Below are 26750 nucleotides of genomic sequence, written 5' to 3' on the forward strand. Positions count from 1 at the left end.
GCGGACCCGAGTCCGCCGGGGTCTCGCCGTGCGCGGAACGGATACCGCGATGGACCGACCGGCCCTGGACGCGATCGACGAGAAGATCATCGCCGAACTCACCCGCAACGCCCGCCTGTCGCACGCCGAGCTCGGCCAGCGGGTGCTGCTGTCGCGGAACGCCGTACGGCAGCGGATCGACCGGCTGGAGCGGCAGGGACACATCCGCGGCTACACGCTGGTGCGCGGCGGGCACGAGGACGAGGACATCGCCTCGGCGCTCGTCCTCGTCTACCGCAAGGACCGGCTGCGCGGCGGCGAGGTGCTGGCGGCGCTCAAGCGCATCCCGGAGGTCGTCATCTGCGATGTGCTCAGCGGGGAGTTCGACCTGATGGTGCGGATCGAGGCCAGGTCCCTGGAACGCGTACAGGGCATCTGGGAACAGATCGCCCAGATGCCCGGTGTACGCGATACGGTCACGGCGCTGACGCTCTCGCGGGTGGTCAGCCGCCCGCGAGGTTGAGGCACACGACCTTCGGCTGCGTCATGTCCTCGTAGGCGAACCGCACGCCCTCGCGGCCCATGCTGCCGTACTTGAACCCGCCGAACGGCATGGCGTCGAACCGGTAGTCGGACGAGTCGTTGACCATCACCCCGCCCGCCTCCAGCAGCCGGGCCGCCGCCATCGCGCGGTCCAGGCTGGCGGTGAAGACGCCCGCGTGGAGGCTGAAGTCGATCTCGTTGGCGCGCGCCACGGCCTCCTCGAAGGAGTCGACCGGCTCCAGCGCCACGAGCGGCGCGAACGCCTCCTGCCGCCACAGGGCGCTGTCGGCCGGGACGTTCTCCAGCACGGTGGGGCTGTAGCGGCTCCCGTCGAGGTCGTTGCCGCACAGCAGCACCGCGCCCCGCGCGACGGCCTCATCGGCCTTCGCCTTCGCGGCCCGGGCCGCCAGGGGCGTGATCATCGGGCCGACATCGGTGTGCTCGTCGCGGGGGTCGCCGGTCCGCAGCGCCCTCGTCCTCGTGACGAACGCGGCGCGGAACTCGTCGTACACCTCCCGGGCGACCAGGATCCGCTGGGCGCCGATGCAGTTCTGGCCCGCGGCCCAGAACGCGCCGGACACACACGCCTCCACCGCGAGGTCGAGGTCCGCGTCGGCGAGCACCAGGACCGGCGCGTTGCCGCCGAGGTCCATGGCGAGCTTCTTCAGCCCGGCCTGGCGCGCGATGGCCTCCCCGGTCGCGAAGCCGCCGGTGAACGAGACCATGCGCACCTCGGGGGCGGCGACGATCGCGGCGCCGAGGTCCGCGCCGCCGTTGACGACGGTGATCACCTCATCCGGCAGCCCGGCCTCGACGAGGGTGTCGACCAGCCGCAGCGCGGACAGCGGGGTCAGGTCGGAGGGTTTGAGGATGACGGCGTTGCCGCCCGCGACGGCCGGCCCGAGCTTGTGGGCGACCAGGTTGAGGGGGTCGTTGTAGGGGGTGATCGCGGCGATGATGCCCAGCGGCTCCCGCGTGAACCAGCCCTGGCGGTCCTCGGACCCCTCGTACGCGTCGAAGGGCACCACCTCGCCCGCGTTCCGGCGGGCCTCGGCGGCCGACAGCGCCAGGGTGTTCACCGCGCGGGCGGTCTCCTTGCGGGCCTGGGCGATGGTCTTGCCCGCCTCGGCCACGATCAGCCGGGCGAAGGACTCGGCGCGCTCGGAGACCAGCCGGGCCGCGCGGTCCAGCACCGTGGCCCGGGCGGCCCGCGAGAGGGCCGCGGCGGTGGCGCGCCCGCGGCGGGCGCGGGCCATGACCTCGTCGACGGCGTCCGCCGTTGTGGCGCAGACCGACCCGATGACCTCGTCCGTGTACGGGTTGCGCACGGCGACGAAGCCGTGGTCGTCGTCGCCGGTGTGCGGGAGAGCGGCGAGAGTGGTGTCAGTCACGGAGGGCCTCCTGGAGGACGCGTCCTGCGGCGGCAGCGGGGGCGATGGGGCCGGTGCCGTGCCGCTGGTGGATGGCGATGATGTCCGACAGCAGGGCGTACGCGGTCTCGGTGCGCCCGGCGCCGGGGCCGGAGACGGTGACGGTGCCGAGCAGATCGGTGTGGAAGGCCACCGCGTTCACGGCGCCGCCGACCGAGGCCAGCGGGTGCTCGACCGGCAGCGCGACCGGCGCCACGCGCGCGTCGACGCCTCCGTCCGCGCGGCGGGCGACCGAGCCGATCAGCTTCCACCGCAGCCCCCGGGCCGCGGCGTCCCGCATGTCCGCCGGGGTGAGCCGGGTGATCCCCTCCCGGGCGATGTCGTCGCGGGACAGCGTGGCGCCCAGCACCTCATGGGCGAGGATCGCGACCTTCAGCTGTACGTCGAAGCCCTCGACGTCCGCCGTGGGATCCGCCTCGGCATAGCCCGCTTCCTGGGCCTCCTTGACGGCGTCGGCGAAGCCGACCCCCTCTTCGAGCCGGCCGAGGATGTAGTTCGAGGTGCCGTTCATGATGCCCTCGACGCCGGTGACGCGGGCACCCGCGAGCAGCCGGTCCGCCGTACGCAGCACCGGCGTGCCGCTGAGCACGGTCCCCTCGAACTCGAAGCCGACGCCGCGCTCCGCCGCGAGCCGCTTGAGCGCGTCGCAGTGCAGGGCGACCGGGCCCTTGTTGGTGGTGCACACGTGCTTGCCCGCCTCCAGCGCCCAGCGCACATGCGACAGCGCGGGCTCGCCGTCGGCCGGGTTGGTGAACGTGGCCTCGGCGACGATGTCGGCGGGCACGGACCGGATCACCCACTCGTTGCGCGGATCGGCGCTGCCGCCCTCCAGGCCGGAGAAGTCGAGCTCGCCCGGCGCCACCGCGAGCAGCGGCGCCAGGTCGATACCGTCGGCCCGCACCAGGGACCCGGCCCGCAGGTCGGTGATCGCGACCACCCGCAGGCCGAAGCCCAGCTCCTCGGACAGCTCGTCGCCACGCTCGGCGATCAGTTCGGCGAGCGCGCGGTTGACGCCACCGAATCCGATCAGGGCGAGGTCGTATCGGGTCATCAGCGTCATCAGCATCTCCTTCGGTTGTGACCTCGCCCAGCGTCACCTCCGCGCCTGTCATCGCGGCCATGCCGAAGCGACCGGCGGAGATGCCGATGTGCACCGTCCCGCGAGCGGTTGTCCTGCGGCGGCCGCGGATCACGTGGGGATCACGTGGGGATCACGTTGCTAAAGTGAGGCCGTGACAGCGAACCCGCCGAAGGCCCAGGCGGCGTCCTCGCTGCGTACCGGCCTCCAGATCATCAACGCGGTCCTGGAGCGGGAGACCTCCGGGCGCACCGGGTTCAACGTCGCCAGGCTCGCCCAGGAGATCGGCATCGACCCCAGCAAGGCCTCCCGGATGACCCAGGAGCTGTGCGACCGGGGGTTCCTGGAGCGCCGTGAGGACTCCACACTGCGCGTCGCCGCCGGGTTCCACGAGCTGGGCCGGGCCCTCAACCACGGCCTGCTGCGCGGGTCCCGGCCGGTCCTTCGCCGGCTCGCGATCGAACACGGGGCCGGCGCCCGGCTCTCGGTGCGCGACGGTGTGCTCGTCCGGCTGCTGCGCGCGGAGGCGGCAGCGGCAGCCGAGCCATGGCCCGTCAGGGCCGGCCTGGTCACCCCCTGCTGGTGCACGGGGGCGGGGCGCGCGCTGCTGCTCGACCACTCCGGCGACGAGATCGCGGCGCTGCTCCAGGGGTACGAGCTGATCGGCGTCGGCGGGCCCAACGCCGCACACTCCGCCGACGAGCTGGCAGCGGCCAACGACCGCGACCGGCCGGGCGGGATGGTCGCCGCGCACGGGGAGTTCGAGCACGGCATCACCGAGTACGCCGTACCGGTGCGGGACGGCCAGGGCCAGATCTTCGCGGCGCTCGCGGTCCTGGGCCGGCAGACGGACCTCCGGCCGCGGGAGGAGACGATCCGCGCCGATCTGACCGCCTCGGCCGCCGCGCTCGGGCGGCTCATCGACGTCGCCACGCCGTAGCCGACCGCTCTTCCTCCTTGCCCTCCTCCTTGACCTTGTCCTTGGGGGAGGCCACAGCATCGATGTGCCGGGCGAGGCGCCCGGCGCGAGGAGGCGGACATGGGCCTGCTGACCATCGGGGCGTTCGCGAAGGCGTCCCGGCTGTCGCCGAAGGCGCTGCGGCTGTACGACGAGCTGGGGCTGCTGTCCCCGGCCCGGGTCGACCCGGCGACGGGCTACCGGCTCTACGCACCGGAGCAGCTCGAACGGGCCCGGCTGGTGGCCTGGCTGCGCCGCCTGGGCATGCCGCTGGCCCGCATCGGCGAGGTCTGCGAGCTGCGCGAGGTGGACGCGGCCGCGGCGGCGCGCGAGGTCCGGGCCTACTGGGCCCAGGTGGAGGCCGAGACCGCCGCCCGGCGAGACCTGGCCGCCTTCCTCGTCGACCATCTGTCATGGAAGGACCCCGACATGTCCCCGACCACCAAGCCCCTGGGAATCCGCTACGCCGCGCTGTCCGACACCGGCCTGGTCCGCGAGAGCAACCAGGACACCGCCTACGCCGGGTCCCGTCTGCTCGCCGTCGCCGACGGCTTCGGCGCGGGCGGCGCACCGGCCGGCGCGGCCGCCGTCCAAGTGCTCAAACGCCTGGGCGTCGAGGGCGTCGCCGAGGGCGTCGGCGCGGGCGTCCCGGTGGGCGGGATCCTCAACGCGCTGGAGGACGCCGTCGAGCAGGCGGGCCACGCCGTGCGCGACATCGCCGGAGCCGACCCCGCGCCGCGGGAGGTGGGCACCACGCTCACCGCGCTGCTGTGGACCGGATCCCAGCTGGCCATGGTGCACATCGGGGACTCCCGCGCGTACCTCGTGCGGGACGGCGGGCTCTTCCAGATCACCCACGACCACACCCTCGTCCAGTCGATGGTCGACGAAGGGCGGCTCACCCCGGAGGAGGCCGCCTCCCACCCGCAGCGCTCCCTGCTGGCGCGGGCCCTGACCGGAGAGGCCGGGGCCACCGCCGACATACGTCTGCACGACGCCCGGCCCAGGGACCGCTATCTGCTCTGCTCCGACGGGCTGTCCGCCGTGGTGCCGACCGAGGACATACGCGGGGTGGTCACCTCGGCCCGCGATCCCGAGGGGGCGGTGCGCGAGCTCGTCGCTCTGGCCAACCGGGCGGGCGGCCCCGACAACGTCAGCTGCGTGGTCGCCGATGTTCTGGAGCCGGAGGAGTGACGTGGTCCGGGGCGCCCGAGCCGACGGTCATCGGGACAGCGCCCCCGCCACGGCGCCCCAGTCCGCGGGCATGGGCGGGTAGGTACGGGTGCCGGTGGCGCTGTCCTTGAAGCCGCTGGAGGTGGCGATGCACACGACGGGGCCGCCCGTGTCGGGGGTGTTCTGCGGGCCGGCCGCCGGGCCGTCGTGGTGGGCGCGCAGCGCGGCAAGCCCGGCGGCGGAGGACAGCTCGACCCACATGCCCTGGGCGGAGAGTTCGGCGCGGGCGGCGGCCATCTGCTCGTCGGTGACGGTCAGTGCCTCGCCCCGGCTCTCGCGTACGGCGACCACCCCGCGGTAGCCGCCCACCGGGCAGGCGATCCCGTACGCCTCGGTCGGGCCGACCGGGACCTCGGTGGCGGAGCGGCCGGTGCGGATCGCGGTGGCCAGCGCGCCCGCGGCGGCGGGTTCGCACGCGTACAGCCGGGGGACGCGGTCGGCCAGGCCCAGCAGGGTCAGCTCGTGGAAGCCCTTCCAGACGCCGAAGAGCAGCTCGCCGTAGCCGGTGGGCACGTACACCGCCTCGGGCGTCTCGCCGAGGTCCAGGAAGATCTCGTACGCGATGGTCTTGTAGCCCTCGGGGCCGAAGGGGTGGCCGGTGTGGGCGTTGTCGGTGAGGCTGCTGACGGGGTGGTAGCCGAACTCCGCCACCACGCGCCGCGCCAGCGGTCGCAGCGACTCGCGGGGGACGGTGAGCACCGTGGCCCCGTACGCGCGCACGAAGGAGGCGACGGCGGGCGGGGCGTGCGGCGAGGTGAACACGGCGCACGGCAGACCGGCGCGAGCCGCGTAAGCCGCCGCCGAGGCGCCGTGGTTGCCGGAGGAGCACACCACGACGCCGCGCGCCCCGCTCGACTTCGCGGCGCTGACGGCGACGCGGTTGAGCCGGTCCTTGTGGCTCCACGTGGGGTTGCGCGACTCGTCCTTGACGTAGACGCCGTCCGCCAGCCGGACCAGGGGTGTGTTCCCCTCGCCGAGCCCGGGGGCGGACAGCGGCGGGAGCAGCGGGGCCCAGCGTTCGAGGCCGTGCGCGGCGGGGCGGTCGAACAGGTCGGCGGGCACCCGGTCGTAGGCGTAGTCGACCTCCAGCGGGTACGCGACCGCGTCGGTGGAGGTGCGCGGGCAGCCGTTGGTGAGCGGTGGCCACAGGGAGTAGTGGATCGTGGGATCCCCCAGGGACCGCTGACCGGTCGCGAGCGACAGCGAGTGGGCCCGCGAGCGGGCGCGCGAGGCCGTGGGCTGTGCGGGTGGGGCCTTGGGCTGTGCCGGTGGGGTGTCGGCCTGTGTGAGGTCGGTCTGTGTGGGGTTGTGGGGTGTGGGATTGGGGCCCGTGGGGCGGGAATTGGACCGTGTGGCGCGGGAGTTGGGCGGGGCGGGCCGGGAGCTGGGCTGTTGCATGGCCCGGATCATGCCAGGCTTGCTGGTCAGACGCCCGACGCCGCCGTAGGGCCAGGGGCCGGGGCTCGGCTCATGGGCCCGACGGCGACGTCGGCGGGGCAACGGGTCGGGGGCGATCGGTCAGGGGCGACCGGTGATCGGGGGCACCTGGTCGGCGGGGGTGGTCAGCCCTGGTACGGGCGGGTGGCGCGGGCCTCGCGCAGCGCCCACCCCCACCACTCCAGCTGGTCGAGCATCGTCGAGGCGGCCGCCTCGGCCCCCTGCGGGTCCTTCAGCGTGCCGTCCGCGTCGAAGAGCTCCCCGGCGTTGTGGAAGCTCACCGTGTCGCGGACGGTGACCGCGTGCAGCTCGGCGAAGACGGTTCGCAGGTGCTCGACCGCGCGCAGGCCGCCGGAGATCCCGCCGTACGAGACGAACCCGACGGGTTTGGCCCGCCACTGTGTGTAGTGCCAGTCGATGGCGTTCTTGAGGGAGGCCGGGTAGCTGTGGTTGTACTCCGGGGTGATCACGACGAACGCGTCGGCGGCCTCCAGCCGGGGCGCCACGGCCGCCAGGGCCGCGGCGTCCTCGGGGCCGGGCCGGTGGCTGAGCGTCCCGGGCAGTGGGGTGTCGGCCAGGTCGATGACGTCGATGCGCAGGTCCGCCCGGGGTGTGGCGCGGCTGGTGAACCAGTCGGCGACCTTCGGGCCGAAGCGCCCCTCGCGGGTGCTGCCGACGATGACGGCGAGCTGGAGGGGAGTGGCGACGGAGGTGGAAGTTGCGGCGGCGGTGTGGCCGGCCGTTTCGGTAACCATGCCTCCAGACTCGGACTTAAACATAACTTGAAGTCAAGCTACGCTCGTTTTTATGAGCCAGATGTCGTGGAAGACCCATGAACTCACGGTCGGTGACCTGTCCCAACGCAGTGGAGTCCCCGCCTCCGCGCTGCGCTTCTACGAGCGCGAAGGGCTCATCCACAGCCGCCGCACCACCGGGAACCAGCGCCGTTACACCCGCGACACGCTGCGCCGGGTGGCCTTTGTGCGCTCCTCGCAGCGCGTCGGCATCCCGCTGGCCAGGATCCGGGAGGTCCTCTCGCTCTTCCCCGAGGACCACGTCCTCAGCAAGGAGGACTGGGCCCAGATCTCGGAGCGCTGGCGCGAGGACCTCAGCGAGCGGATCGAGCAGCTGCTGAATCTGCGCGACAGCCTCACCGACTGCATCGGCTGCGGCTGTCTGTCGATCGACAAGTGCGCGCTGGTGAACCGTCACGACAGACTCGGCGAGCAGGGCCCGGGCGCGCGCCGACTGCTGAAGTCCTGCTCCGATTCGGACGGGCCCGGGGCCTGTGGACCCGTCGGTCAGGACGCGGCCAGCTCCGCCAACAAGGCGAGCGTGCGGGCCTGTTCCTCGGACGTGCCGACCGGGGAGGCGATGAACTCGGTCGCCCCCGCGTCGACCAGCTCCCGCAACTCCTGCTCGACGGTGGACTCGTCGCCCAGTGCCGCGGTGTCCTGCGGGCCCGCCGAGCCGTCGCGGTCCAGCACGGCGCGGTAGTGCGGAATCTGGTCGACCTGGCTGAACTGTTCGGCCATTTCCGCGCGGCGCGCCTCCGGGTCCGCGGTCACGCCCACGGCCTTGAAGACGACGACGCGCGGCGCGGGCCGCCCCGCGTGGGCCGCCGCCCGGGTGATGGTGGGCACGATGTGGTCCGCGAGCGCGGCCCTGCCCGCCCAGACGGCGACGGTGCCGTCGGCCAGCTCGCCCGCCACCTTGAGCATCGCCGGGCCGAGCGCGCCGACCAGCAGCGCGGGCGGCTCGGCGCCGGGCGCGGTGACCGCGCCGACGGCCTTGAGGGTCTCGCCCTCGTGCGTCACGCTCTCGCCGCGCAGCAAGGGCACCAGAGCGGACAGGTATTCCCGCAGATGGCGGGCCGGCCGGTCGAAGGAGTGGCCGAACTGCCCCTCGATGATGTGCCGGTGGCTCACCCCGACGCCGAGCGTGAAGCGGTTGCCGGTGGCCGCCTGGGCGGTCAGCGCCTGGGCGGCGAGCGTCAACGGGTGGCGCGGATACGTCGGGACCACGGAAGTGCCCAGCGTCAGCCCGGGCACCTGGGGGCCGATGGCGGCGGCCGCGGTCAGGGCGTCCCAGGCGCCCAACTCGGGCAGCCAGGCGGTGCCGAGACCCGACGCGGCGATGTCGCGCGCCTGCGCGACGACCGAGTCGAGCGGGGTGCCGAGGACGTTCAGAAGAAGTCCGATGCGCATGGGATCGCCTTTCACGCGGTTGTGGCGGTTGTGGGGACGGGCTTCGCGCTCGCGGCGGGGCCCGTGGAGGGGCCGATGTCGAGGACGGCCTTGCCCGGCACGCGCCGCCCGAGCAGCGCGTCCGCCGCCTCCGCGACTCGCTCCCAGGACCCGCGCCAGCCGATCTCCGGCGACAGCTCGCCGCGCGCCACGAGACCGGCGAGGGCGGCGAGGTCCGGGCCCGGGTGGGAGGGGTCCGCGAACGAGTGCAGCGACTTGGCCGGGCCGAGCGAGAAGATGCCGTTCGGCGGGAACACGGCAGGCTGGTCGTGGGCGGCCCAGCCGATGCTCTGTAGGTTGCCGCCCGGCTTGAGCAGGTTCCAGGCGGCCACGAGCTGGGGCCCGCCGACGTTCTCCAGGACCACGTCCACGGGCTGCTCGACCGGCTCAAGACCGACCACGACCTCGTCCGCGCCGAGCCCCTTCAGCCCCTCGCCGCGCGCGGGCGAGCCCACCGAGGCGATGACGTACGCCCCGGCCCGCCGCGCCAGTTGGACGGCCATCCGTCCGACGCCGCCCGAGGCGCCGGTGATCAGTACCCGCTTGCCCAGGACGCTCCCGGCCGCGCGCAGCGTACGCAGGGCGGTGATGCCGACCAGCGGGAGCGCGGCGGCGTCGGCCAGGTCGACCGTGTCGGGCAACTTGGCGAGGCTGTCGCTCGCGAAGGCCGCGCGCTCGCTCCACGCGCCCGGGCCGAAGGCGACGACGCGGGCTCCCGCTGCGGGCCCGGAGCCGTCGGCCGCGGCGCGGAGCACGACCCCCGCCGCGTCGTAGCCCATGACGGAGCCGGGCGGCTGATGGGCGGCCCACCGCACCTCCCCGTAGTTCATCGACGCGTGCCGCACCTCGATCAGCGCCTCGCCCGGCCCCGGCGTGGGCTCCGGTACGTCCGCGAAGCGCAGGGACCCCGGCGCCTCGGGGTCGACGATCACCGCGCGCATGGTGGTGCTGTTGCTCATGGCTGCCTCCCCAGGGCAGACGAGTGAACCGGACCGGCAGTCCGCTTCCGTGTGGTGGATACTATGGGGACCGGCGGTCCGGTTACAACCGCCGGCCGGATGGGAGGAGGTGCCGTGAGCGAGGCCACGACAGCGCACAGCGCCGGACGCGGCGAGCGTGCCGACGCCGCGCGCAATCGGCGCGCGATCCTGCGCGCCACCGAGGAGTTGCTGGCGGAGTGCGGCGCCGAGCATGTGTCCCTCGACCGGGTGGCGGCCGCCGCGGGGGTCGGCAAGGGCACCGTCTTCCGCCGCTTCGGCAGCCGTACGGGCCTGTTCCGGGCGCTGCTGGCCGACCGCGCGGCCCAGCTGGCGGAGGCGATCCACGAGGAGGCGGCGCCGCTGGGCACCGATAGTGCCCCGTGCGAGCGGCTGCTGGCCTTCCTCGACGCGCTGGCCGACCTCGCCGAGCGCCATCTGTCCCTGATCGCCGCGCACGAACGCGCCTGTGGCGACGACAAGTTCGACGACCCCACCTATCGGGGGTGGCACGCCCACGTCTCCGCGCTGGTCCGGGAACTCGGACCGGGCCTCGACGCCGAGTTCGTGGCCCATATGCTGCTCGCCGCGTTCGACGGCGAGCTGGTGCGGCGGCTGACGGCTGACGGGGACTGGACGCGGTTCCGTCAGTCGGTCAGGGACCTGGCCGACCTGCTGGTCGGCCAGGGGACGTAACGGCGCGGGCGCGCGGCAGCGGGGCCGGTCGGAATCAGAAGATGTCCGGGCACCAAGGGCGGCGCGGGGTGCGCAGCAGGAGGTCCGCCCGGCCCGCGGCGCCCTCGCGCTCCTCGGCGACCCGCCCCAGCGCGGCCAGCCGGACCACGGACTCGTCCCCCAGCCACAGCGTCCCCAGCTCGGCGATGTCCATGGTCAGGTCGGCGGACCGGGTGGTCGGCGCGCAGGAGACGCCGTCGGGCCCGGCCTCCAGCAGATAGCGGCCGCCGGCCAGGCCCGCGCGGTCGGACAGCTCCAGGACCAGCGAGCCCGGGACGGGGTACGTACGGGCCTCGAGCAGCCGGGGGACGTCCAGCGGCCGCAGCCACAGGAAGTCGGCGTGCGTCGTGACCTGGGCCGCCCGCGGGTCGCCCAGCAGCAGCGGCAGTAGGTCGTCCGGCGGGCGGTAGCCGGTGGCGACCTGGGTGACCCAGTCGACGGAGAACAGGAAGTGCCACAGCGCGCGCTCGGCGGCCGGGGAAGCCGCGAGCATCCCGAGCACACTGGCGGTGTTGTGGGGGAGCTTGCCCTCCCACTTGCTGTCGCCCGCGTAGGCGAGCAGACCGTCCACGGAGCCGTCGGGGGAGCGGTACAGGACGTAGAAAGGCTCCGTCCACGGCTGGTTGGGGAAGGGCAGCAGGCCGGTGTTCACCCGCCACCACCTCTCACGGCGGTCGATCATGCCGTGCTGCCGGGCGCGCAGCCGCTCGTGCAGCGCGGGGCCCAGCTCCCGTACCTCGGCGCCGTCCGCGAAGTCCACCCGGCCGCCGCACGCGGGCCCGGAGTAGCGCGCGTCGAGCCCGGCGCGCGCGACGTCCACCCGCCACTCGGTGACCCAGGTGGCCGGGCCGAACCCGTACCGTCCGTAGATCGGGTACTCGGCGGCTATCAGCGACGCCACCACCTCGCCGCGCTCCTGCGCCGCGCGCAGGTCGCGCTCCATCATCCGGCTGAGCAGCCCCTGGCGGCGGTGCGTGGGCGAGACCGAGACGTTGGTGATGGCGTCGGCCGCGACCGCCGCCCCGCCGACCGCCGTCAGCCGCTGCGTGAAGCTGCGGAAGGTGCCCACACAGCGGCCCCGGTCGAAGGCCCCCTGCACACGGTCCAGTTCCTGGCCGATGTGCGACCGCCGGATGTCGACCTCTTCCTTGCTCGCCTCCGGCGGCCGCAGAAAACCGGTGTTGAGCGCGCGGGTCCAGTCGGTGAGGTCGGAGTCGGCGACCGTACGGATCTCTGGGGCCATGAACCCCACGGTATGCGGCCGATACCGCCAGGTGCACATGGATATCCGCGGGGTTCCCCCTGCCCCGGAGGGCTTACGAGAGCAGGTCGTCCACGTGCGCCTCTCCCTCGCGGTACCTTCGGGTGATCTCCGCTCCGCAGTCGTCCGCCGTGCGCTGAAGCTCCCGCCGCTGCCGCGAGACCTGCCGCTCGTAGTCGGCGAGCCGGCCCATCGCGCCGGCCAACTCCTCGTCCGTACGCGCCCCCAGATCGGACAGGCCGATCTCGGCCAGCGTCTCCTCGGCCAGCCGCCGGTACTCCGCGCCCTGTGGAGTGCCGAGCGTCACATGCCGGGCGGAGGAGCGGTGCCCCGATGGCCCGTCGGCGAGGATCTCCGGCAGCAGGTCCACCACCGGCGAGCCGGGGGCCGAGCGGCGGTTCAGCTCCGCCCGGAGGATGTCGACCCGGCCCTGGAGCAGCCTGCGCACATAGCTCAGGTCCGCCTCCTCGCGCTGGGCCGAGCGGCGCAGGGCCCGCAGCTCCGACAGCCGCAGCCCGGCCGGCTCCCGCGCCGCCGAAGCGGACGCCGAACCGGAGGCCGAAGCGGATGCCGAACCGGAATCGGCCTGTCGGCCGCCGCGCTGGCTCGGCGGCCGCGGTGGCCGTAGGTCCGTCGGCTGGAATCCCTGCTGCTGTAGGGCCTCGGTGGCCGCCTGGAGCAGGCCGCCGTCTCCCGGGCGCGTCGATGCGGGCCCGGGCGGCTGCCCGGTGCCGGATGTGATCATGCGGTTTCCGTCCCCTCCATGCGGTGCTACGCGAGCTGATCGCGTTGTGCCCATTGCGCACCGCTTGCACGCATCGTGCCACTGTGTGAGGTCCGTCCGCAGCGCGCTTCCACCCGATCGGCCCCGGAAGGAGGCAGGGCATGATGGACCGTATGCGTGCTGTGGTACAGAGGGTGAACGGGGCCAACGTCGTCGTGGACGGCGAGACGGTCGGGGAGATCGTCGGGCAGGGGCTGTGCGTCCTGGTCGGGGTGACCCACGACGACACCCCGGAGAAGGCGGCGCAGCTGGCCCGCAAGCTGTGGACCGTACGGATCCTGGAGGGCGAGAAGTCCTGCTCGGACCTGGGCGCCCCGCTGCTGGTCATCAGCCAGTTCACGCTCTACGGCGACGCGCGCAAGGGGCGCCGGCCCACCTGGAACGCGGCGGCGCCGGGCGAGGTCGCCGAGCCGCTGGTGGACGAGGTCGTGGCCCGGCTGCGGGAGCTGGGCGCGCAGGTGGAGACGGGCCGGTTCGGAGCGGACATGAAGGTCTCGCTCACGAACGACGGCCCGTTCACCGTGATCGTCGAGGTCTGAGGCGAGGGCCGCGGCCCTCGCCTACGCCCGCGTCTACGGTTCGACGACGACCTCCTGCGAGGCGGCCGTCGTATCCACGATCAGCGCCGCGTCCACGGGCACGTTGCGCTTGACCAGCGCCAGCGCGATCGGCCCCAGCTCGTAGTGGCGCGCCGACGTCGTCACAAAGCCCAGCGGGCGCCCCGCCGTGCCGTCCGAGGCGAGCCGCACGGGAGCGCCGTGGCCGGGCAGGGTCACCTCGCTGCCGTCCAGGTGGAGAAAGACCAGCCGGCGGGGCGGCTTGCCCAGGTTCTCCACCCGGGCGACGGTCTCCTGACCGCGGTAGCAGCCCTTGTGGAGGTGTACGGCGCTGCCGATCCAGCCGAGCTCGTGGGGGATCGTCCGGTGGTCGGTCTCCAGGCCGATCCGCGGGCGGTGCGCCTCGACGCGCAGCGCCTCGTACGCCAGCACACCGGCCGGCGGGCCGCCCGCCGCGGCGAAGGACTCCAGGTCGGCGCGGGGCAGGAACAGGTCCCGGCCGTACGGGGTCTCGCGGACGACGGCGCCCTCGGGGGCCTCGGTGATGCTGCCCGCCGGGAGGTGGACGACGGCGAACTCCTCGGTGCGGTCCGCGACGTCCACCCGGTAGAAGAACTTCATGCTCTCCAGGTACGCGAGCAGATCACCCTGGGTGTCGGGCTCCACATGGGCCCAGGTGGTCTCGCCGTCGTCGACTATGTAGAGCGCGTGTTCGATATGGCCGTGCGGGGAGAGGATCAGCGCCTCCGTGGCCTCACCGGCCGGGAGTTCGCTCACGTGCTGGGTGAGCAGCAGGTGCAGCCAGCTCAGCCGGTCCGCGCCGGTGACCGTGACCACACCGCGGTGCGAGAGGTCCACGAAGCCGGAGCCGTCGGCGAGCGTGCGCTGCTCGCGGAACAGGTCGCCGTAGTGCGCGGCGACGCCTTCGTCGGCGCCCTCGCCGGGGACGGCGCCGGGCAGCGACAGCAAAGGGCTCTTCATGCGCTCAGCCTACGACTCGGCGAGTCCTAGGACCTGGCCTAGGACTCGCTCCCGCGGGCCTTGGGGGCATCCGCCCGGGAGGCGTCATCCGCTCGGGAGTCGCCGTCCGTCCGGCCGGCGGAGCACTTGGCGCAGCGGCCGAAGATCGCGAAGTGCTTCATATCGGTCTCGAACCCGAAGCTCGCCCGCAGCTGCCGGGTGAAGGGCTCGGCCACCGACAGATCGGCCTCGATCACATCCGTGCAGTCCCGGCAGACCATGTGGATGTGGTGGTGCCGGTCGGCCAGGTGGTACGTGGGAGCGCCGTGCCCGAGGTGGGCATGGCTCACCAGCCCCAGCTCCTCCAGCAGCTCCAGGGTGCGGTAGACCGTGGAGATGTTGACGCCGCTCGCGGTGCGGCGCACCTCGGTGAGGATGTCGTCCGGGGTGGCGTGCTCGAGGTGGTCGACGGCCTCGAGCACGAGCTGGCGCTGCGGCGTCAGGCGATAGCCGCGCTCCCGCAGATCTGTCTTCCAGTCGGTGGTCGCCACGGGCCCAGTGTAGGCGTGGGCCCGGGCGGCCGTGCGGTCCGCGGAGGAAGCGGCCGGTCAGCGGGGAAGCGGCCGGTCAGCGGAAGAAGGCGATGCCGTCGTCCGGGAGGTCCTTGAGGTCCTTGGCCCATTCGCGCGGGTCCACGACCTTCTTCAGGTGCGCGGACATGTACGGCCGCAGCGGCACCTCCGGGGTGGCCTTCTCGCCGACCCACATCAGATCGCTCTTGACGTAGCCGTAGAGCCGCTTGCCGCCGGAGTACGGGCCGGAGGCGGCGGTCCGGGCCACGGCGTCCGTCACCACGTCGATCTGCGGCTTGCCGTCCGCCAGCTCGCCGTACCAGACCTCGACGACGCCCTGGTCGCGGATCATGACGATCTCGACCTTGCGGTCCTTGTCGATCCGCCAGAAGCCGTACTCGGACTCCAGCGGACGGACCTTCTTGCCGTCGCCGTCGAGCACCCAGGTGTGCGAGATGTACTCCAGGAAGTCGCGTCCGTCGTGGGTGAACGTCACTTCCTGCCCGAAGTTGCACTTCTCGGTCCCCGGGAAGTCGTAGACGCCCGCGCCCTCCCAGTTGCCGAGGAGGAAGACGAGCGGCACGAGGTCCGGGTGCAGGTCGGACGGAATCTCGATCATGAGTTCAGGCGATCTGTGGGAAGGGGAATGGAGGGGAGGGGGCGAGGTGCCCCCGGGTGCCGGGCAGCGGGCGGGTCAGCGCTGGCCCTGGTACAGCTTCTTCCAGGTCAGCGCGGCGAAGCCGAGCGTGGCGACGACGACCAGGATCATCAGGGTGGTGAAGACTGCCTCAAGCACGTGCGCGCTCCTTGGAGGAGTGGGGTGTTCCGGTGGGACTGGCGGAACGGTCGTGGACCGCGGCCGAGTCTAGTCGCCGGTGTGGTGGTCGGCTCTTCGAGGTCTCCCGGTCCGGCCTAGGCTGGCCGCATGGCGAAGAAGCTGGTGATCAAGGTGACGGCGGGCGCGGACGCGCCCGAGCGGTGCTCCCAGGCGTTCACGGTGGCGGCGGTGGCCGCGGCGAGCGGCGTGGAGGTCTCGCTGTGGCTGACGGGGGAGTCGACCTGGTTCGCGCTCCCGGGACGCGCGGCGGAGTTCGAACTGCCGCATGCGGCGCCGCTGCCGGATCTCATCGACGGCATCCTCGCCGGTGGCTCGATCACCGTGTGCTCGCAGTGTGCGGCCCGCCGGGAGATCGAGGAGAAGGACCTCATCAAGGGCGCCCGGATCGCGGGGGCACAGGTGTTCGTCAGCGAGATCATGCCCGACGGGGTCCAGGCGCTCGTCTACTGACCGCACTCGTCCACGGACCGGGGACTTCGTCTCTTCGGCCCGGTCGGGCCGGAGATCGCGCTAGTGGCGGTGGTGGTCGTACTCGTCCAGCTCCCGCCACCACCGGTCGGACTCCTCGTCCCCCGACTCGTCCCACCACCGGTCGCTCGGCCCCCTGCGGTTGGCCACGATGGCGGCCAGCGGCGGGATCACCATGGCGACGACACACATGGCCACGGCGGCCGGGACGGACCACAGGCGTACGAATCCCCATGCCGAGACGAACAGCGTCAGACACGCGCCCATCAGGATGAAGTATGCGTGGCGGCGTCGCGCGTACATATCCCCAGGATACGTCCGGGGACGCCGCTCGGACAGGTCGAGGACAGCCCCCGCGCAGCCCCGTAAGGCCCCCGTAGGGCCCCGAAGTGCCCGGAGGGCCGCACCCCGCCGAGGCGTCCAACCCCGGGGTGCGGCCCTCCGGCCGTGCTGTCCGTGACGCGCGGGTGGCGTCAGACGGCGATGGCGACCTCCGCCAGGCCACCCTTCTGGGCGACGACGGTACGGTCCGCGGTCGCGCCCGGCACCAGGGCGCGCACCGTCCAGGTGCCCTCGGCCGCGTAGAAGCGGAACTGTCCGGTCGCCGAGGTGGGGACCTCGGCGGTGAACTCGCCGGTGCTGTCCAGCAGCCGGACGTAGCCGGTGACCGGCTCGCCGTTACGGGTCACGGAACCCTGGATGGTGGTCTCGCCGGGCTTGATGGTCGACGCGTCGGGGCCGCCGGCCGTTGCTCCACACATGGGTGACTGTCCTTACGTTCGGGGAGGGGAGGGAGGAGGGTCAGCTGTTGGCGCCCAGCTCGATCGGCACGCCGACGAGGGAGCCGTACTCGGTCCAGGAGCCGTCGTAGTTCTTGACGTTGGTCTGGCCGAGCAGCTCGTGCAGGACGAACCAGGTGTGAGCGGAGCGCTCACCGATGCGGCAGTAGGCGATGGTGTCCTTCGCCAGGTCGACGCCCTCGCCCTCGTAGAGCTCCTTGAGCTCGTCGTCGGACTTGAAGGTGCCGTCGTCGTTGGCGGACTTCGACCAGGGGATGTTGCGGGCGGACGGCACGTGGCCCGGGCGCTGCGACTGCTCCTGCGGGAGGTGCGCCGGGGCGAGCAGCTTGCCGGAGAACTCGTCGGGGGAGCGGACGTCCACCAGGTTCAGCGAGCCGATGGCCGCCACGACGTCGTCGCGGAAGGCGCGGATCGAGACGTCCTGGGCCTTGGCCTGGTACTCGGTCTTCGCCCGGGACGGGACCTCGGCGACCAGGTCGCGCGAGTCGAGCTCCCACTTCTTGCGGCCGCCGTCGAGGAGCTTGACGTCCTGGTGCCCGTAGAGCTTGAAGTACCAGTAGGCGTACGACGCGAACCAGTTGTTGTTGCCGCCGTAGAGCACGACCGTGTCGTCGTTGGCGATGCCCTTCTCGGAGAGCAGCTTCTCGAAGCCCGCCTGGTCGACGAAGTCGCGGCGCACCGGGTCCTGGAGGTCCTGCTTCCAGTCGATCCGGATGGCGTTCTTGATGTGGTTCTTGTCGTAGGCAGAGGTGTCCTCGTCGACCTCCACGATGACCGTCTTGGGGTCGTCGATGCGGGCCTGTACCCAGTCGGCGTCGACGAGGACGTCACTGCGGCTCATGTTTTTCTCCTCCGGGGCAGTTGCGGCGGTACGGGTACGCGTCGGAATGCGGGCTACGCGCGGTTCGGTAGCGGGCGTACGAGCGGAGTGCGGGCAGGCCCGGCTGACTGGCGGGCCATTAGGACGGGGCCGTGAGGTGAAGGAGCGGGCCGCGCGTCCTCGTCAGGCGGCGCGACAGAGCATGGCGGCCACGCGGCACAGGTCTACTGCCCGCCGCTTTGTGAGATCCGCCTGTCGCTTCATGCGTCCGATCGTAGGGACGGACAGCCGGGCATGTCACCGCCGTGTCGGATGATGAGACGGGATTGTCCGCGATGTGAAACGAGAAGGGCGCCCGGCGCGTCGCGGAGCGGTCCGCGGGGCGTCGGGCGCCCAGGAATGTCCGCCATCGCGGACGAGACCGTCTCATGGAATGGACGACCGTGGAACGCGGGGGCGGGTGGGGTACGGATGGGGGTGGGTACTGGGCGGCTGCGGGGGCGCTGCGGCCCCGGATGATCAGCCCGCCAGCTCGACGTTCTTACCCACGACCGACACGTTTATGCCCTCCTCGTCCGTCTCCACCTTGTCCAGCTTCATGCCCGCCGGCAGACCGTCGATCTTGCGCTCCATGTCGGTGCGCTGCCGCACCTTCTGCTCCCACTGCGGGATCTTGCTGCCGGGGACGGACTCGGCGTGCAGCTTGATCGTGTCGCCGTTGACGATGGTGACCGTGGAGTACGTGCTGAGGCTCAGGCCCATCAGCTGCCCGGTGATCTTGACGCGGCCGCGCCCCGACTCGTCCGCCCCGGCGTAGCCGACCGTGATGCCCTGGCCCGCGGCCGTGGACAGGTCCGCGTAGCTGATGTGCGCGGACCCGGTGGCGCTGTCGGCGGTGGCGGAGGAGAAGCTGCTGGAGATCCGGACGTTGTGCAGCGTGGCGTCGAGCTTGGTGACGCGCACCGTACGGCCGCCCCCCGCGTCCGTGGTCAGCCCGTCCACGCCGATCTCGACCTCGTCCAGCTCCTTGCCGGCGACCTGGGTCAGGAACGGGAAGCCGTTGATCGAGACATCGGGGGTGCTGGTCAGCCCCTGACTGCTCTTGATCTTGTCGGCTGCCTCGGACTCCGCCATATAAAGCGCCAGGCGGTCGGCGGCGACGAACAGAACGCCGAGTACGACGAAGACGATCAGTGTGATTCGCAGTGCGCGCATTGCGTTGGGTCCCCCAGGCTCTGGCTCAGGCCGTCGCCTGAGGCTGCGAGCCTAACCGCAGCGGTGCGGGCACCCCCTAGGGCCCGGATCACACCAGCGCGCGCCCGATCACATAGACCGCGGGGGCCGCGGCGGCGAGGGGAAGGGCGACGCCCGCGGTCATGTGCACGAAGCGGGAGGGGTAGTCGTAGCTGGCCACCCGCAGCCCGATCAGCGCGCACACCCCCGCCGCCAGGCCCAGCCCCACGGCGCCGGCGGTGCCGGTGCCGGTCAGCTGGGCGGCCGCCAGGCCCGCGCCCGCGGACGCCATCAGCGCCAGGACCGCGGAGACGGCGCCCGGCAGCGGCAGGGCGCGCACCAGCGCCGCCACCGCGACGGCGGCCGCCCCCACCACGACGGCGTCCGAGGACTCGGCGACCGCGGCCAGATGCCCGGCGGCGATCACGGTCACCGCGGTCGAGGCGACGGCCGCCGTCAGGCCGTACAGCCGCTCGTCGGGCGAGGCGTGGCTGCGCAGTTGGAGGATCAGCACCAGCAGCAGCCAGACGCCGAGCGTGCCCATGAGCACCGTCGGGGCGTGTGAGCGCTCGGTGGCCAGCAGGCCGATGTCCGCGGCCAGGCCGCCCGCGAAGGCCAGCGCGATGCCCTGCCGGGCGGGCCACATCCCGTTGAGCCGGAACCAGCCCGCCGCGGTGACCGCCTGGAGCAGCGCCACGACGACGGCGACGGCGGGCCGGGCCAGCGGCGCGGTGGCCGCGAGGAGCGCGGCGAGCACGGCGGTCAGGGCGGCGGGGGTCAGCCCCGGGGAGAGGATCATCGGGCGGCCCTCGGCGCGGGCCTGCTCGGCGGCGGTGAGCGGCTTGGCGGGGGTCTCGGGGGTCTCGGGGGCCGCGGCGGGGGCGATGGCCTCGGCGGGCTCGGCCGGAGCCGAGCGCGGTGGCGCGGCGGCGGCCCGGGGCTCGGCGGGGCGGGTGGCGGCCGAGAACTGCATGGTGGCGTCGGAGGCGGCGGCGTACGGCTCCTGGTGCCCCTGGTACGCCTGCTGGCCCTGGTACGCCTGCCCTTGGTAACCCTGCTGGCCCTGGACCTGGTTCTGGTAGGCGGCCTGGCCGCCTTGGTGGTGCCACTGCTGAGGGTGGCTCTGTTCCGGGTGCCCCTGCTGCTGGTACGCCTGCTGCTGGTACGCCTGCTGCTGGTATCCCTGCCCCGGGTACGCCTGCTGCTGCGGCTGCTGCTGGTACGCCTGCTGCCCGTCGTACGCGGACCCGTCGTACCCCTGCCAGGCGCCGGGCTGCTGGCCCCGCTGGTCGTACTGGCCCTGCTGGTCGTACTGGCCCTGGGGAGCGTAGGACCCGTACGCGTCCTGCTCCGCCTGTCCTGCGTATCCCTCGTAATCTCCGTAGCCCTGGTACGGCGTCTCGGCCGACCCGTTCGGCCCATAGGGGTCGTACGGATTACTGCCGGAATGCTGCGGCTGGTTGCTCATGACGTCGGGGTCACCCTCCTGCGAACGGCGGGAGCACCTCGACCGTGCCGCCCTCGGCCAGTTGGACCGTCTTGTGATCACGGGTGCCGACGGGGTCGCCGTCGACCAGGAACGAGCACCGCCCCAGCACCCGCGCGAACTCCGGTCGCGCGGTGTGCCGCTGCCGGGCGGCGTCCAGGGCGTCGGCGAGCGTGGCCGCGGCGTACGGCTCCTCGGCGGTGCCGGCGGCCGCCTTGGCCGCGGCCCAGTACCGGATGGTGCCGGCCGGCGGCCCCGCCGTGTTCTTCATCGCCATCGCGATCCCTCTCCCGTCATCTGCCGCCCCCCATGATGACGGGGTCGGGCGGCAGACCGGTAAATCCCCGGGTGCGCTCCGGGGCGCTCGCTTAGGGTTTCGGTGTGCTGGTCCGACTTATACGGGCGTACCTGAGGCCCTACACCCGATCGATCGCTCTGATCGTCGCGCTGCAACTTGTGCAGACGCTGGCGACGCTCTACCTGCCGACGCTCAACGCCGACATCATCGACGACGGTGTCGTGAAGGGTGACACCGGTTACATCCTTCAGATCGGCGGTGTGATGATCGCCGTCACGCTGGTGCAGATCGTCTGCTCCATCGGCGCCGTCTACTACGGCGCCCGGACGGCGATGGCGCTCGGCCGCGATGTGCGCGCCGCCGTCTTCGACCGCGTGCAGTCCTTCTCCGCCCGTGAGATGGGCCACTTCGGCGCGCCCTCGCTCATCACCCGCACCACCAACGACGTGCAGCAGGTCCAGATGCTGGCCCTGATGTCGTTCACCCTGATGGTCTCGGCGCCGATCATGTGTGTGGGCGGCATCGTCATGGCGCTCAACCAGGACGTGCCGCTCTCCGGGCTGCTGCTGCTCATCGTCCCGACCCTGGGCATCATCGTCTCGCTGATCGTCCGGCAGATGCGCCCGCTGTTCCGGGGCGTCCAGGAGCGCATCGACACGGTCAACCGGGTGCTGCGCGAGCAGATCACCGGCATCCGCGTCATCCGCGCCTTCGTCCGCGACGAGCACGAGCGGGATCGTTTCACCGAGGCCAACACCGAGTTGCTGGATGTTTCGATGCGGGCCGGCCGGCTGATGTCGCTGATGTTCCCGGCCGTGATGATGGTGGTGAACCTCTCCAGCGTCGCCGTCGTCTGGTTCGGCGGGCACCGCATCGACAGCGAGGACATGCAGATCGGCGCGCTGACCGCGTTCCTCAGCTATCTGATGCAGATTCTGATGGCCGTGATGATGGCCACCTTCATGTTCATGATGGTGCCCCGCGCCGAGGTGTGCGCCGAGCGCATCCAGGAGGTGCTGGAGACCGAGACCAGCGTCGCCCTGCCCCTCAAGCCCGTCCCGCCCCTGGAGCGCCGGGGTCTGCTGGAGCTGCGCGGCGTGGAGTTCCGCTACCCGGGCGCCGAGGAGCCCGTGCTGCGCGAGGTCTCGCTCGTCGCCCGGCCCGGCCAGACCACGGCCGTCATCGGCTCCACCGGAAGCGGCAAGTCCACCCTGCTGGGTCTGGTGCCCCGCCTCTTCGACGCGACCGACGGCAGCGTGCACCTGGACGGGGTGGACGTGCGCGACATGGACCCGGTCCTGATGGCCGAGGCCATCGGCCTGGTGCCGCAGAAGCCGTACCTCTTCTCCGGCACCGTCGCTTCAAACCTGCGGTACGGAAAGCCGGACGCGACCGACGACGAGCTGTGGCAGGCCCTGGAGACCGCCCAGGCCCGCGACTTCGTCGAGCGCCTGGAGGGCGGTCTCGAGGCCCCCATCGCCCAGGGCGGCGGCAATGTGTCCGGCGGTCAGCGGCAGCGGCTGGCGATCGCCCGCGCGCTGGTCCGCAAGCCGTCCGTCTATCTCTTCGACGACTCCTTCTCGGCCCTGGACTACGCCACGGACGCGCGGCTGCGGGCCGCGCTCGCGGATGAGACGGAGGACGCGACGGTGATCATCGTCGCCCAGCGGGTGTCCACCATCCGGGGCGCGGACCGGATCGTGGTCCTCGACGAGGGGCGGGTCGTCGGCACGGGCACGCACACCGAGCTGATGGAGAACAACCAGACCTACCGGGAGATCGTGCTCTCCCAGCTCACCGAGCAGGAGGCCGCGTGAGCGTGTCTTGGCGCGCTGTGCGGGCTGGACTGAGGAGCCGCGCAGCGACGGAGGAGCGAGCAGTGACGAGGGAAGCCCGCGCGTGGGAGCGCGCCGAGACTGAGCGGGTGGGAGGGGCATGAGCGAGAAGAGCGCTCCGGCGTCCAGTACCCCGGAGCCCAGCACCCCGGCGCCCAGCGCTGCGGCGGCGCCCCGAAGAGGCCCCGCGCCGGCGGCCGGCCCCGCGCGTTTCATGGGCGGCCAGCCGGCCGAGCGCAGCATGGACTTCAAGGGTTCCAGCCGCCGTCTGCTGGCGACCCTTCAGCCCGAGCGCGGCCTGTCGATGGTGGTGCTCGCGCTGTGCACGGTCAGCATCGCGCTGTCGGTGCTCGGCCCGAAGATCCTCGGCCAGGCCACGGACCTGATCTTCGCGGGCATCATCGGGCGGCAGCTGCCCGCCGACGTGACGAAGGCGGAGGCGGTCGAGGGGCTGCGGCGGCAGGGCCAGGACACGGTGGCCGACATGGTCGCGTCCATGGACGTGGTCCCCGGCCAGGGCATCGACTTCGGCGCGGTCGGGACCGTGCTGATGTGGGTGACCGCGATTTACGTCATCTCCTCGCTGTTCAATCTCTTCCAGGCGCGCGTCGCCACGGTCGTGGTGCAGCGCGCGGTCTTCCGGATGCGCGAGGACGTCGAGCGGAAGCTGGCCCGGCTGCCGCTGTCGTACTTCGACAAGCAGCCGCGCGGCGAGGTGCTGTCGCGGGCCACCAACGACATCGACAACATCCAGCAGACGCTTCAGCAGACCCTCAGCCAGCTCATGGCCTCGCTGCTGACCATCGTGGGCGTGCTGGCCATGATGTTCTGGATCTCGCCGCTGCTTGCGCTGGTCGCGCTGGTGACCGTGCCGGTCTCGGTGGTGGTCGCCACGAAGGTGGGCAAGCGGGCGCAGCCGCAGTTCGTGGCGCAGTGGAAGACCACCGGCAAGCTCAACGCCCATATCGAGGAGATGTACACCGGCCACTCGCTGGTGAAGGTCTTCGGCCGCCAGAAGGAGTCCGCCGAGCTCTTCCGGGCGCAGAACGAGAAGCTGTACGAGGCGGGCTTCCGCGCCCAGTTCATCTCCGGGATCATCCAGCCCGCGATGATGTTCATCGGCAACCTCAACTATGTGCTGGTCGCCGTGGTCGGCGGGTTGCGGGTGGCGAGCGGGGCGCTGTCGATCGGCGACGTCCAGGCCTTCGTCCAGTACTCGCGCCAGTTCAGCCAGCCGCTCACCCAGGTCGCCTCCATGGCCAACCTGGTGCAGTCGGGTGTCGCGTCCGCCGAGCGGGTCTTCGAGCTGCTGGACGCGCCGGAGCAGGAGGCGGACGCGTCGCCGTCGGCGCGGCCGGAGCAGGTGCGCGGCCGGGTCGAGTTCGAGGACGTCTCCTTCCGCTACGAGCCCGACAGGCCGCTGATCGAGGAGCTGTCGCTGGCGGTGCGGCCGGGCCAGACGGTGGCCATCGTCGGCCCGACCGGCGCGGGCAAGACCACCCTGGTCAATCTGCTGATGCGGTTCTACGAGGTCAGCGGCGGGCGGATCACGCTGGACGGGGTGGACATCGCCGCCATGAGCCGGGAGGAGCTGCGCTCCAACATCGGCATGGTGCTCCAGGACACCTGGCTCTTCGGCGGGACGATCGCGGACAACATCGCGTACGGGGCGGAGGGCGCGTCGTTCGACAAGATCGTCGAGGCGGCCAGGGCCACGCATGTCGACCGCTTCGTACGGACCCTGCCGGACGGCTACGACACGGTGATCGACGACGAGGGCTCCAACATCAGCGTCGGCGAGAAGCAGCTGATCACCATCGCCCGGGCGTTCCTGGCGGAGCCGGCGATCCTGGTCCTGGACGAGGCGACGAGCTCGGTCGACACCCGTACGGAGGTGCTCATCCAGCACGCGATGGCCTCCCTGCGGACCGGCCGCACCAGCTTTGTGATCGCCCACCGGCTGTCGACGATCCGCGACGCGGACGTGATCCTCGTGATGGAGGCCGGGCGGATCGTGGAGCAGGGCACGCACGAGTCGCTGCGGGAGGCGGGCGGAGCGTATGCGCGGCTGTACGAGGCGCAGTTCGCGGAGCCGCTGGCCGAGGCGGAGTGAGCCGGGCCGGGCCGGCTGAGGTGGAGCGAGCCGGCCCGGGGGTCAGACGCGGCTTGTCGCCCAGGCGGCGATCCGGTCGAGCAGCTCGGCGTCGGCCGCGTTCTCCGCGTGGCCGAAGCCCGGCTCGATCCACAGCTCTGTGGATGACGGATCCGCCGCCTCCGCCAGCGACCGCGGGTGGTCCAGCGGGAAGTACGGGTCCCGGTCGCCGTGGACGATCAGCAGGGGCGTGGGCGCGATCAGCGGGGCGGCGGCGACCGGCGGGAGCGGTTCGGGGTCCCAGCCGCGGGCGTCGATGCGGGTGCGCAGCCCGTAGCGGGAGACCAGCCGCCCGGCCGGCCGGGTGATCGCCCAGTGCACCCGGCGCATCGGGGCGGTTCCCCGGTAGTACCAGCGGGCAGGTGCGCTCACCGCCACTGCGGCGTCCGTGTGCGCCCCTTCGCGCTCCCTCGCGCCCCCTTTCGCTTCGAGTGCCCCCGTGCCCGCCCCTTCCTCGGTGCCTGCCCCGTACAGCGCCGCGTGCCGCAGCACCACCGAGCCGCCCATCGAGAACCCGACCGTGGCGACCCGCCGGTGTCCGAGCCGGCGCGCCCACCGCACCGCGGCGGCCAGGTCCAGGACCTCCCGGTCGCCGACCGTGGAGCGCCCGCCGGACCGGCCGTGGCCTCGGAAAGAGAAGGTCACCACGGCCGCGTGCCCGCCCAGCGCCGCCGCGGCGCGCCGCAGCGCGGGGCGCTCCAGGGCGCCCGTGAAGCCGTGCGCGACCACGATCGCCGGGCCGCTCACGCCCGCGGCCGGAGCGGATGGGGACGGCCCGGCAGGGGGCTCGGCAGGGGGCGCGGCGAGGGGCCCGAACGGCTCATACGCGGCCTCGATCGGCACCCCGTCGTCCGTCAGCAGCACGGCCCGCTGCCAGGCCTCTTGCCTGGTCCGGCGCCCCCGGTCGGTGATCAAGGAAACAGAAGACGGCGCGGATGCAGCCTTAAGCCCACGTGTCATGTGGGTTATTCTTCTGGGAAGAGGATCCGGGCAAAGCAGCCCCCGGGTCCTTTTGTGCTTTCAAGCGCGTTCTGCGCGTTTGAGCGCACACGCGCTCCAGGGCGCGGAGCCGCAGCCGACACGACGTAGTGCCGAGCCGCAAGAAGTGCAGTACGAGCCAGTCAGGTACGAAGCAGTAGCCGCATACTCCCCCAGGCTCGGGCCTGGGAGGTGCCCCCTCTCGCAGGGACCGAGGAGGAACCGACGTAATGGGCGAGCGAAGCGTGTCCGACCGCAAGACGACGGCCAGGGCGGGTGATGACCGATGAGCTCCCTCCTGCTGCTGACCAACGCGCTACAGCCCTCCACCGAGGTGCTCCCCGCGCTGGGACTCCTGCTGCACAGCGTGCGGGTGGCTCCGGCCGAGGGCCCGGCTCTGGTCGATACCCCCGGCGCCGATGTGATCCTGATCGACGGCCGGCGCGATCTGCCCCAGGTGCGCAGCCTGTGCCAGCTGCTGCGCTCCACCGGGCCCGGCTGTCCGCTGATCCTCGTGGTGACCGAGGGCGGCCTCGCCGCCGTCACCGCGGACTGGGGCATCGACGATGTGCTGCTCGACACCGCGGGCCCGGCCGAGGTCGAGGCCCGGCTGCGGCTGGCGATGGGCCGCCAGCAGATCACCACGGACGACAGCCCGATGGAGATCCGCAACGGCGACCTGTCGGTCGACGAGGCCACGTACAGCGCGAAGCTCAAGGGCCGTGTGCTGGATCTCACATTCAAGGAGTTCGAGCTCCTCAAGTACCTGGCGCAGCACCCCGGCCGGGTCTTCACCCGGGCGCAGCTGCTCCAGGAGGTCTGGGGCTACGACTACTTCGGCGGCACCCGCACGGTCGATGTGCACGTACGGCGGCTGCGGGCCAAACTCGGCCCGGAGCACGAGTCCTTGATCGGCACCGTGCGGAACGTGGGCTACCGGTTCGTCGCCCCGGAGAAGGGCGACCGCGGCACCGAAGAGGCGAAGCGGAGGGCGGACACCGCGAGGGCGGCGCGCGAGGAGGCTCCGGCCGACGGGGCGCCGCTCGCGGAGAACGTGAAAGCCGGTGCCGCACGCTCGGCCAACACATAGCT

General features: G+C 72.4%; 28 protein-coding genes and 1 pseudogene. 10 read left to right on the top strand and 19 right to left on the bottom strand.

Annotation, left to right across the window (positions count from 1 at the left end; translation table 11 throughout):
• Positions 1–49 precede the first annotated feature (49 nt).
• Positions 50–502 (top strand): Lrp/AsnC family transcriptional regulator, encoded by a 453-nt coding sequence (locus ACH4S9_RS46365; RefSeq protein ID WP_311724592.1) that lies wholly within the window; start codon positions 50–52, stop codon positions 500–502.
• On the opposite strand, the gene ACH4S9_RS46370 is transcribed toward ACH4S9_RS46365, so the two are convergent.
• Together ACH4S9_RS46370 and ACH4S9_RS46375 are read right to left on the bottom strand one after the other, a co-directional pair.
• Complete coding sequence (locus ACH4S9_RS46370) at positions 483–1913, bottom strand: aldehyde dehydrogenase family protein (protein WP_398377619.1); 1431 nt, start codon at positions 1911–1913, stop codon at positions 483–485. The genes ACH4S9_RS46365 and ACH4S9_RS46370 overlap by 20 nt on opposite strands.
• Positions 1906–3012: a homoserine dehydrogenase gene (locus ACH4S9_RS46375; RefSeq protein ID WP_398377621.1), complete on the bottom strand. Its 1107-nt coding sequence runs from the start codon at positions 3010–3012 to the stop codon at positions 1906–1908. Before ACH4S9_RS46375 ends, ACH4S9_RS46370 begins: the two co-directional genes overlap by 8 nt.
• A 172-nt stretch (positions 3013–3184) precedes the next feature.
• On the opposite strand from ACH4S9_RS46375, the gene ACH4S9_RS46380 reads away from it, so the two are divergent.
• Both ACH4S9_RS46380 and ACH4S9_RS46385 read left to right on the top strand, forming a co-directional pair.
• Complete coding sequence (locus ACH4S9_RS46380; protein ID WP_398377624.1) at positions 3185–3970, top strand: IclR family transcriptional regulator; 786 nt, start codon at positions 3185–3187, stop codon at positions 3968–3970.
• A gap of 99 nt (positions 3971–4069) precedes the next feature.
• On the top strand, positions 4070–5182 hold the full coding sequence (locus ACH4S9_RS46385) for a MerR family transcriptional regulator (protein WP_398377626.1): 1113 nt from the start codon (positions 4070–4072) through the stop codon (positions 5180–5182).
• A gap of 27 nt (positions 5183–5209) precedes the next feature.
• Here ACH4S9_RS46385 and ACH4S9_RS46390 read toward each other — a convergent pair whose 3' ends face one another.
• Together ACH4S9_RS46390 and ACH4S9_RS46395 are read right to left on the bottom strand one after the other, a co-directional pair.
• Positions 5210–6619, bottom strand: coding sequence for a pyridoxal-phosphate dependent enzyme (locus ACH4S9_RS46390; RefSeq protein WP_398377628.1), 1410 nt, complete (start codon positions 6617–6619; stop codon positions 5210–5212).
• Between the two features lie 164 nt (positions 6620–6783).
• Positions 6784–7413, bottom strand: coding sequence for an NADPH-dependent FMN reductase (locus ACH4S9_RS46395; protein WP_398377630.1), 630 nt, complete (start codon positions 7411–7413; stop codon positions 6784–6786).
• Between the two features lie 61 nt (positions 7414–7474).
• On the opposite strand from ACH4S9_RS46395, the pseudogene soxR reads away from it, so the two are divergent.
• Positions 7475–7852 (top strand): annotated as a pseudogene (soxR, locus tag ACH4S9_RS46400) (redox-sensitive transcriptional activator SoxR); the annotation flags it as partial.
• Between the two features lie 107 nt (positions 7853–7959).
• Here the strand turns inward: soxR and ACH4S9_RS46405 are convergent.
• Both ACH4S9_RS46405 and ACH4S9_RS46410 read right to left on the bottom strand, forming a co-directional pair.
• Positions 7960–8865 (bottom strand): TIGR03564 family F420-dependent LLM class oxidoreductase, encoded by a 906-nt coding sequence (locus tag ACH4S9_RS46405; RefSeq protein ID WP_398377632.1) that lies wholly within the window; start codon positions 8863–8865, stop codon positions 7960–7962.
• A gap of 11 nt (positions 8866–8876) precedes the next feature.
• The gene (locus ACH4S9_RS46410; RefSeq protein WP_398377634.1) at positions 8877–9863 is read right to left on the bottom strand and encodes a zinc-binding dehydrogenase; all 987 of its coding nucleotides are present in this window, start codon (positions 9861–9863) and stop codon (positions 8877–8879) included.
• Between the two features lie 114 nt (positions 9864–9977).
• Between ACH4S9_RS46410 and ACH4S9_RS46415 the strand changes: the two genes are divergently transcribed.
• Positions 9978–10577, top strand: a complete 600-nt coding sequence (locus ACH4S9_RS46415; RefSeq protein ID WP_398377636.1) for a TetR/AcrR family transcriptional regulator — start codon at positions 9978–9980, stop codon at positions 10575–10577.
• Between the two features lie 34 nt (positions 10578–10611).
• On the opposite strand, the gene ACH4S9_RS46420 is transcribed toward ACH4S9_RS46415, so the two are convergent.
• The gene (locus ACH4S9_RS46420) at positions 10612–11859 is read right to left on the bottom strand and encodes a GNAT family N-acetyltransferase (RefSeq protein ID WP_398377638.1); all 1248 of its coding nucleotides are present in this window, start codon (positions 11857–11859) and stop codon (positions 10612–10614) included.
• Positions 11860–11932: 73 nt separating this feature from the next.
• Complete coding sequence (locus ACH4S9_RS46425) at positions 11933–12622, bottom strand: ABC transporter substrate-binding protein (RefSeq protein ID WP_398377640.1); 690 nt, start codon at positions 12620–12622, stop codon at positions 11933–11935.
• Between the two features lie 152 nt (positions 12623–12774).
• Here ACH4S9_RS46425 and dtd point away from each other — a divergent pair, with 152 nt between their 5' ends.
• Complete coding sequence (gene dtd / locus ACH4S9_RS46430; RefSeq protein WP_352133474.1) at positions 12775–13200, top strand: D-aminoacyl-tRNA deacylase; 426 nt, start codon at positions 12775–12777, stop codon at positions 13198–13200.
• Between the two features lie 33 nt (positions 13201–13233).
• Here dtd and ACH4S9_RS46435 read toward each other — a convergent pair whose 3' ends face one another.
• The 3 genes from ACH4S9_RS46435 to ACH4S9_RS46445 form a co-directional block, all read right to left on the bottom strand.
• Entirely contained in the window at positions 13234–14199 is a 966-nt protein-coding gene (locus ACH4S9_RS46435; RefSeq protein ID WP_311724579.1) for a folate-binding protein, read from the bottom strand.
• 38 nt (positions 14200–14237) lie between these two features.
• A complete protein-coding gene (locus tag ACH4S9_RS46440; protein ID WP_398377643.1) occupies positions 14238–14729 on the bottom strand; it encodes a Fur family transcriptional regulator in 492 nt (163 codons plus the stop codon).
• Positions 14730–14805: 76 nt separating this feature from the next.
• Positions 14806–15369: an FABP family protein gene (locus ACH4S9_RS46445; protein ID WP_311724576.1), complete on the bottom strand. Its 564-nt coding sequence runs from the start codon at positions 15367–15369 to the stop codon at positions 14806–14808.
• Between the two features lie 306 nt (positions 15370–15675).
• Here ACH4S9_RS46445 and ACH4S9_RS46450 point away from each other — a divergent pair, with 306 nt between their 5' ends.
• Positions 15676–16038 (top strand): DsrE family protein, encoded by a 363-nt coding sequence (locus ACH4S9_RS46450; protein WP_311724575.1) that lies wholly within the window; start codon positions 15676–15678, stop codon positions 16036–16038.
• Positions 16039–16098: 60 nt separating this feature from the next.
• Here the strand turns inward: ACH4S9_RS46450 and ACH4S9_RS46455 are convergent, their stop codons facing one another.
• The 7 genes from ACH4S9_RS46455 to ACH4S9_RS46485 form a co-directional block, all read right to left on the bottom strand.
• Positions 16099–16359 (bottom strand): DUF3099 domain-containing protein, encoded by a 261-nt coding sequence (locus ACH4S9_RS46455; protein ID WP_311724574.1) that lies wholly within the window; start codon positions 16357–16359, stop codon positions 16099–16101.
• A 170-nt stretch (positions 16360–16529) separates the two neighbouring features.
• Positions 16530–16817, bottom strand: coding sequence for a DUF1416 domain-containing protein (locus ACH4S9_RS46460; protein ID WP_311724573.1), 288 nt, complete (start codon positions 16815–16817; stop codon positions 16530–16532).
• 40 nt (positions 16818–16857) lie between these two features.
• Complete coding sequence (locus ACH4S9_RS46465) at positions 16858–17697, bottom strand: sulfurtransferase (protein ID WP_311724572.1); 840 nt, start codon at positions 17695–17697, stop codon at positions 16858–16860.
• A 162-nt stretch (positions 17698–17859) separates the two neighbouring features.
• Positions 17860–17940, bottom strand: coding sequence for a putative leader peptide (locus tag ACH4S9_RS46470; protein ID WP_352133573.1), 81 nt, complete (start codon positions 17938–17940; stop codon positions 17860–17862).
• Positions 17941–18195: 255 nt separating this feature from the next.
• On the bottom strand, positions 18196–18891 hold the full coding sequence (locus tag ACH4S9_RS46475; RefSeq protein WP_385347040.1) for a DUF2993 domain-containing protein: 696 nt from the start codon (positions 18889–18891) through the stop codon (positions 18196–18198).
• 88 nt (positions 18892–18979) lie between these two features.
• The gene (locus tag ACH4S9_RS46480; RefSeq protein ID WP_398377646.1) at positions 18980–20377 is read right to left on the bottom strand and encodes a hypothetical protein; all 1398 of its coding nucleotides are present in this window, start codon (positions 20375–20377) and stop codon (positions 18980–18982) included.
• Between the two features lie 10 nt (positions 20378–20387).
• A complete protein-coding gene (locus ACH4S9_RS46485; protein ID WP_311724569.1) occupies positions 20388–20672 on the bottom strand; it encodes a MoaD/ThiS family protein in 285 nt (94 codons plus the stop codon).
• Between the two features lie 104 nt (positions 20673–20776).
• Between ACH4S9_RS46485 and ACH4S9_RS46490 the strand changes: the two genes are divergently transcribed.
• Entirely contained in the window at positions 20777–22510 is a 1734-nt protein-coding gene (locus ACH4S9_RS46490) for an ABC transporter ATP-binding protein (protein ID WP_398377648.1), read from the top strand.
• Between the two features lie 232 nt (positions 22511–22742).
• Positions 22743–24641, top strand: coding sequence for an ABC transporter ATP-binding protein (locus tag ACH4S9_RS46495; RefSeq protein WP_311724645.1), 1899 nt, complete (start codon positions 22743–22745; stop codon positions 24639–24641).
• A 42-nt stretch (positions 24642–24683) separates the two neighbouring features.
• On the opposite strand, the gene ACH4S9_RS46500 is transcribed toward ACH4S9_RS46495, so the two are convergent.
• Complete coding sequence (locus ACH4S9_RS46500; RefSeq protein ID WP_398377650.1) at positions 24684–25640, bottom strand: alpha/beta hydrolase; 957 nt, start codon at positions 25638–25640, stop codon at positions 24684–24686.
• Between the two features lie 304 nt (positions 25641–25944).
• Between ACH4S9_RS46500 and ACH4S9_RS46505 the strand changes: the two genes are divergently transcribed.
• Positions 25945–26748, top strand: coding sequence for a response regulator transcription factor (locus ACH4S9_RS46505; RefSeq protein WP_398377652.1), 804 nt, complete (start codon positions 25945–25947; stop codon positions 26746–26748).
• Positions 26749–26750: the final 2 nt, after the last annotated feature.

It is taken from the genome of Streptomyces sp. NPDC021225, from assembly GCF_044332865.1.
Classification (GTDB): Bacteria; Actinomycetota; Actinomycetes; order Streptomycetales; family Streptomycetaceae; genus Streptomyces.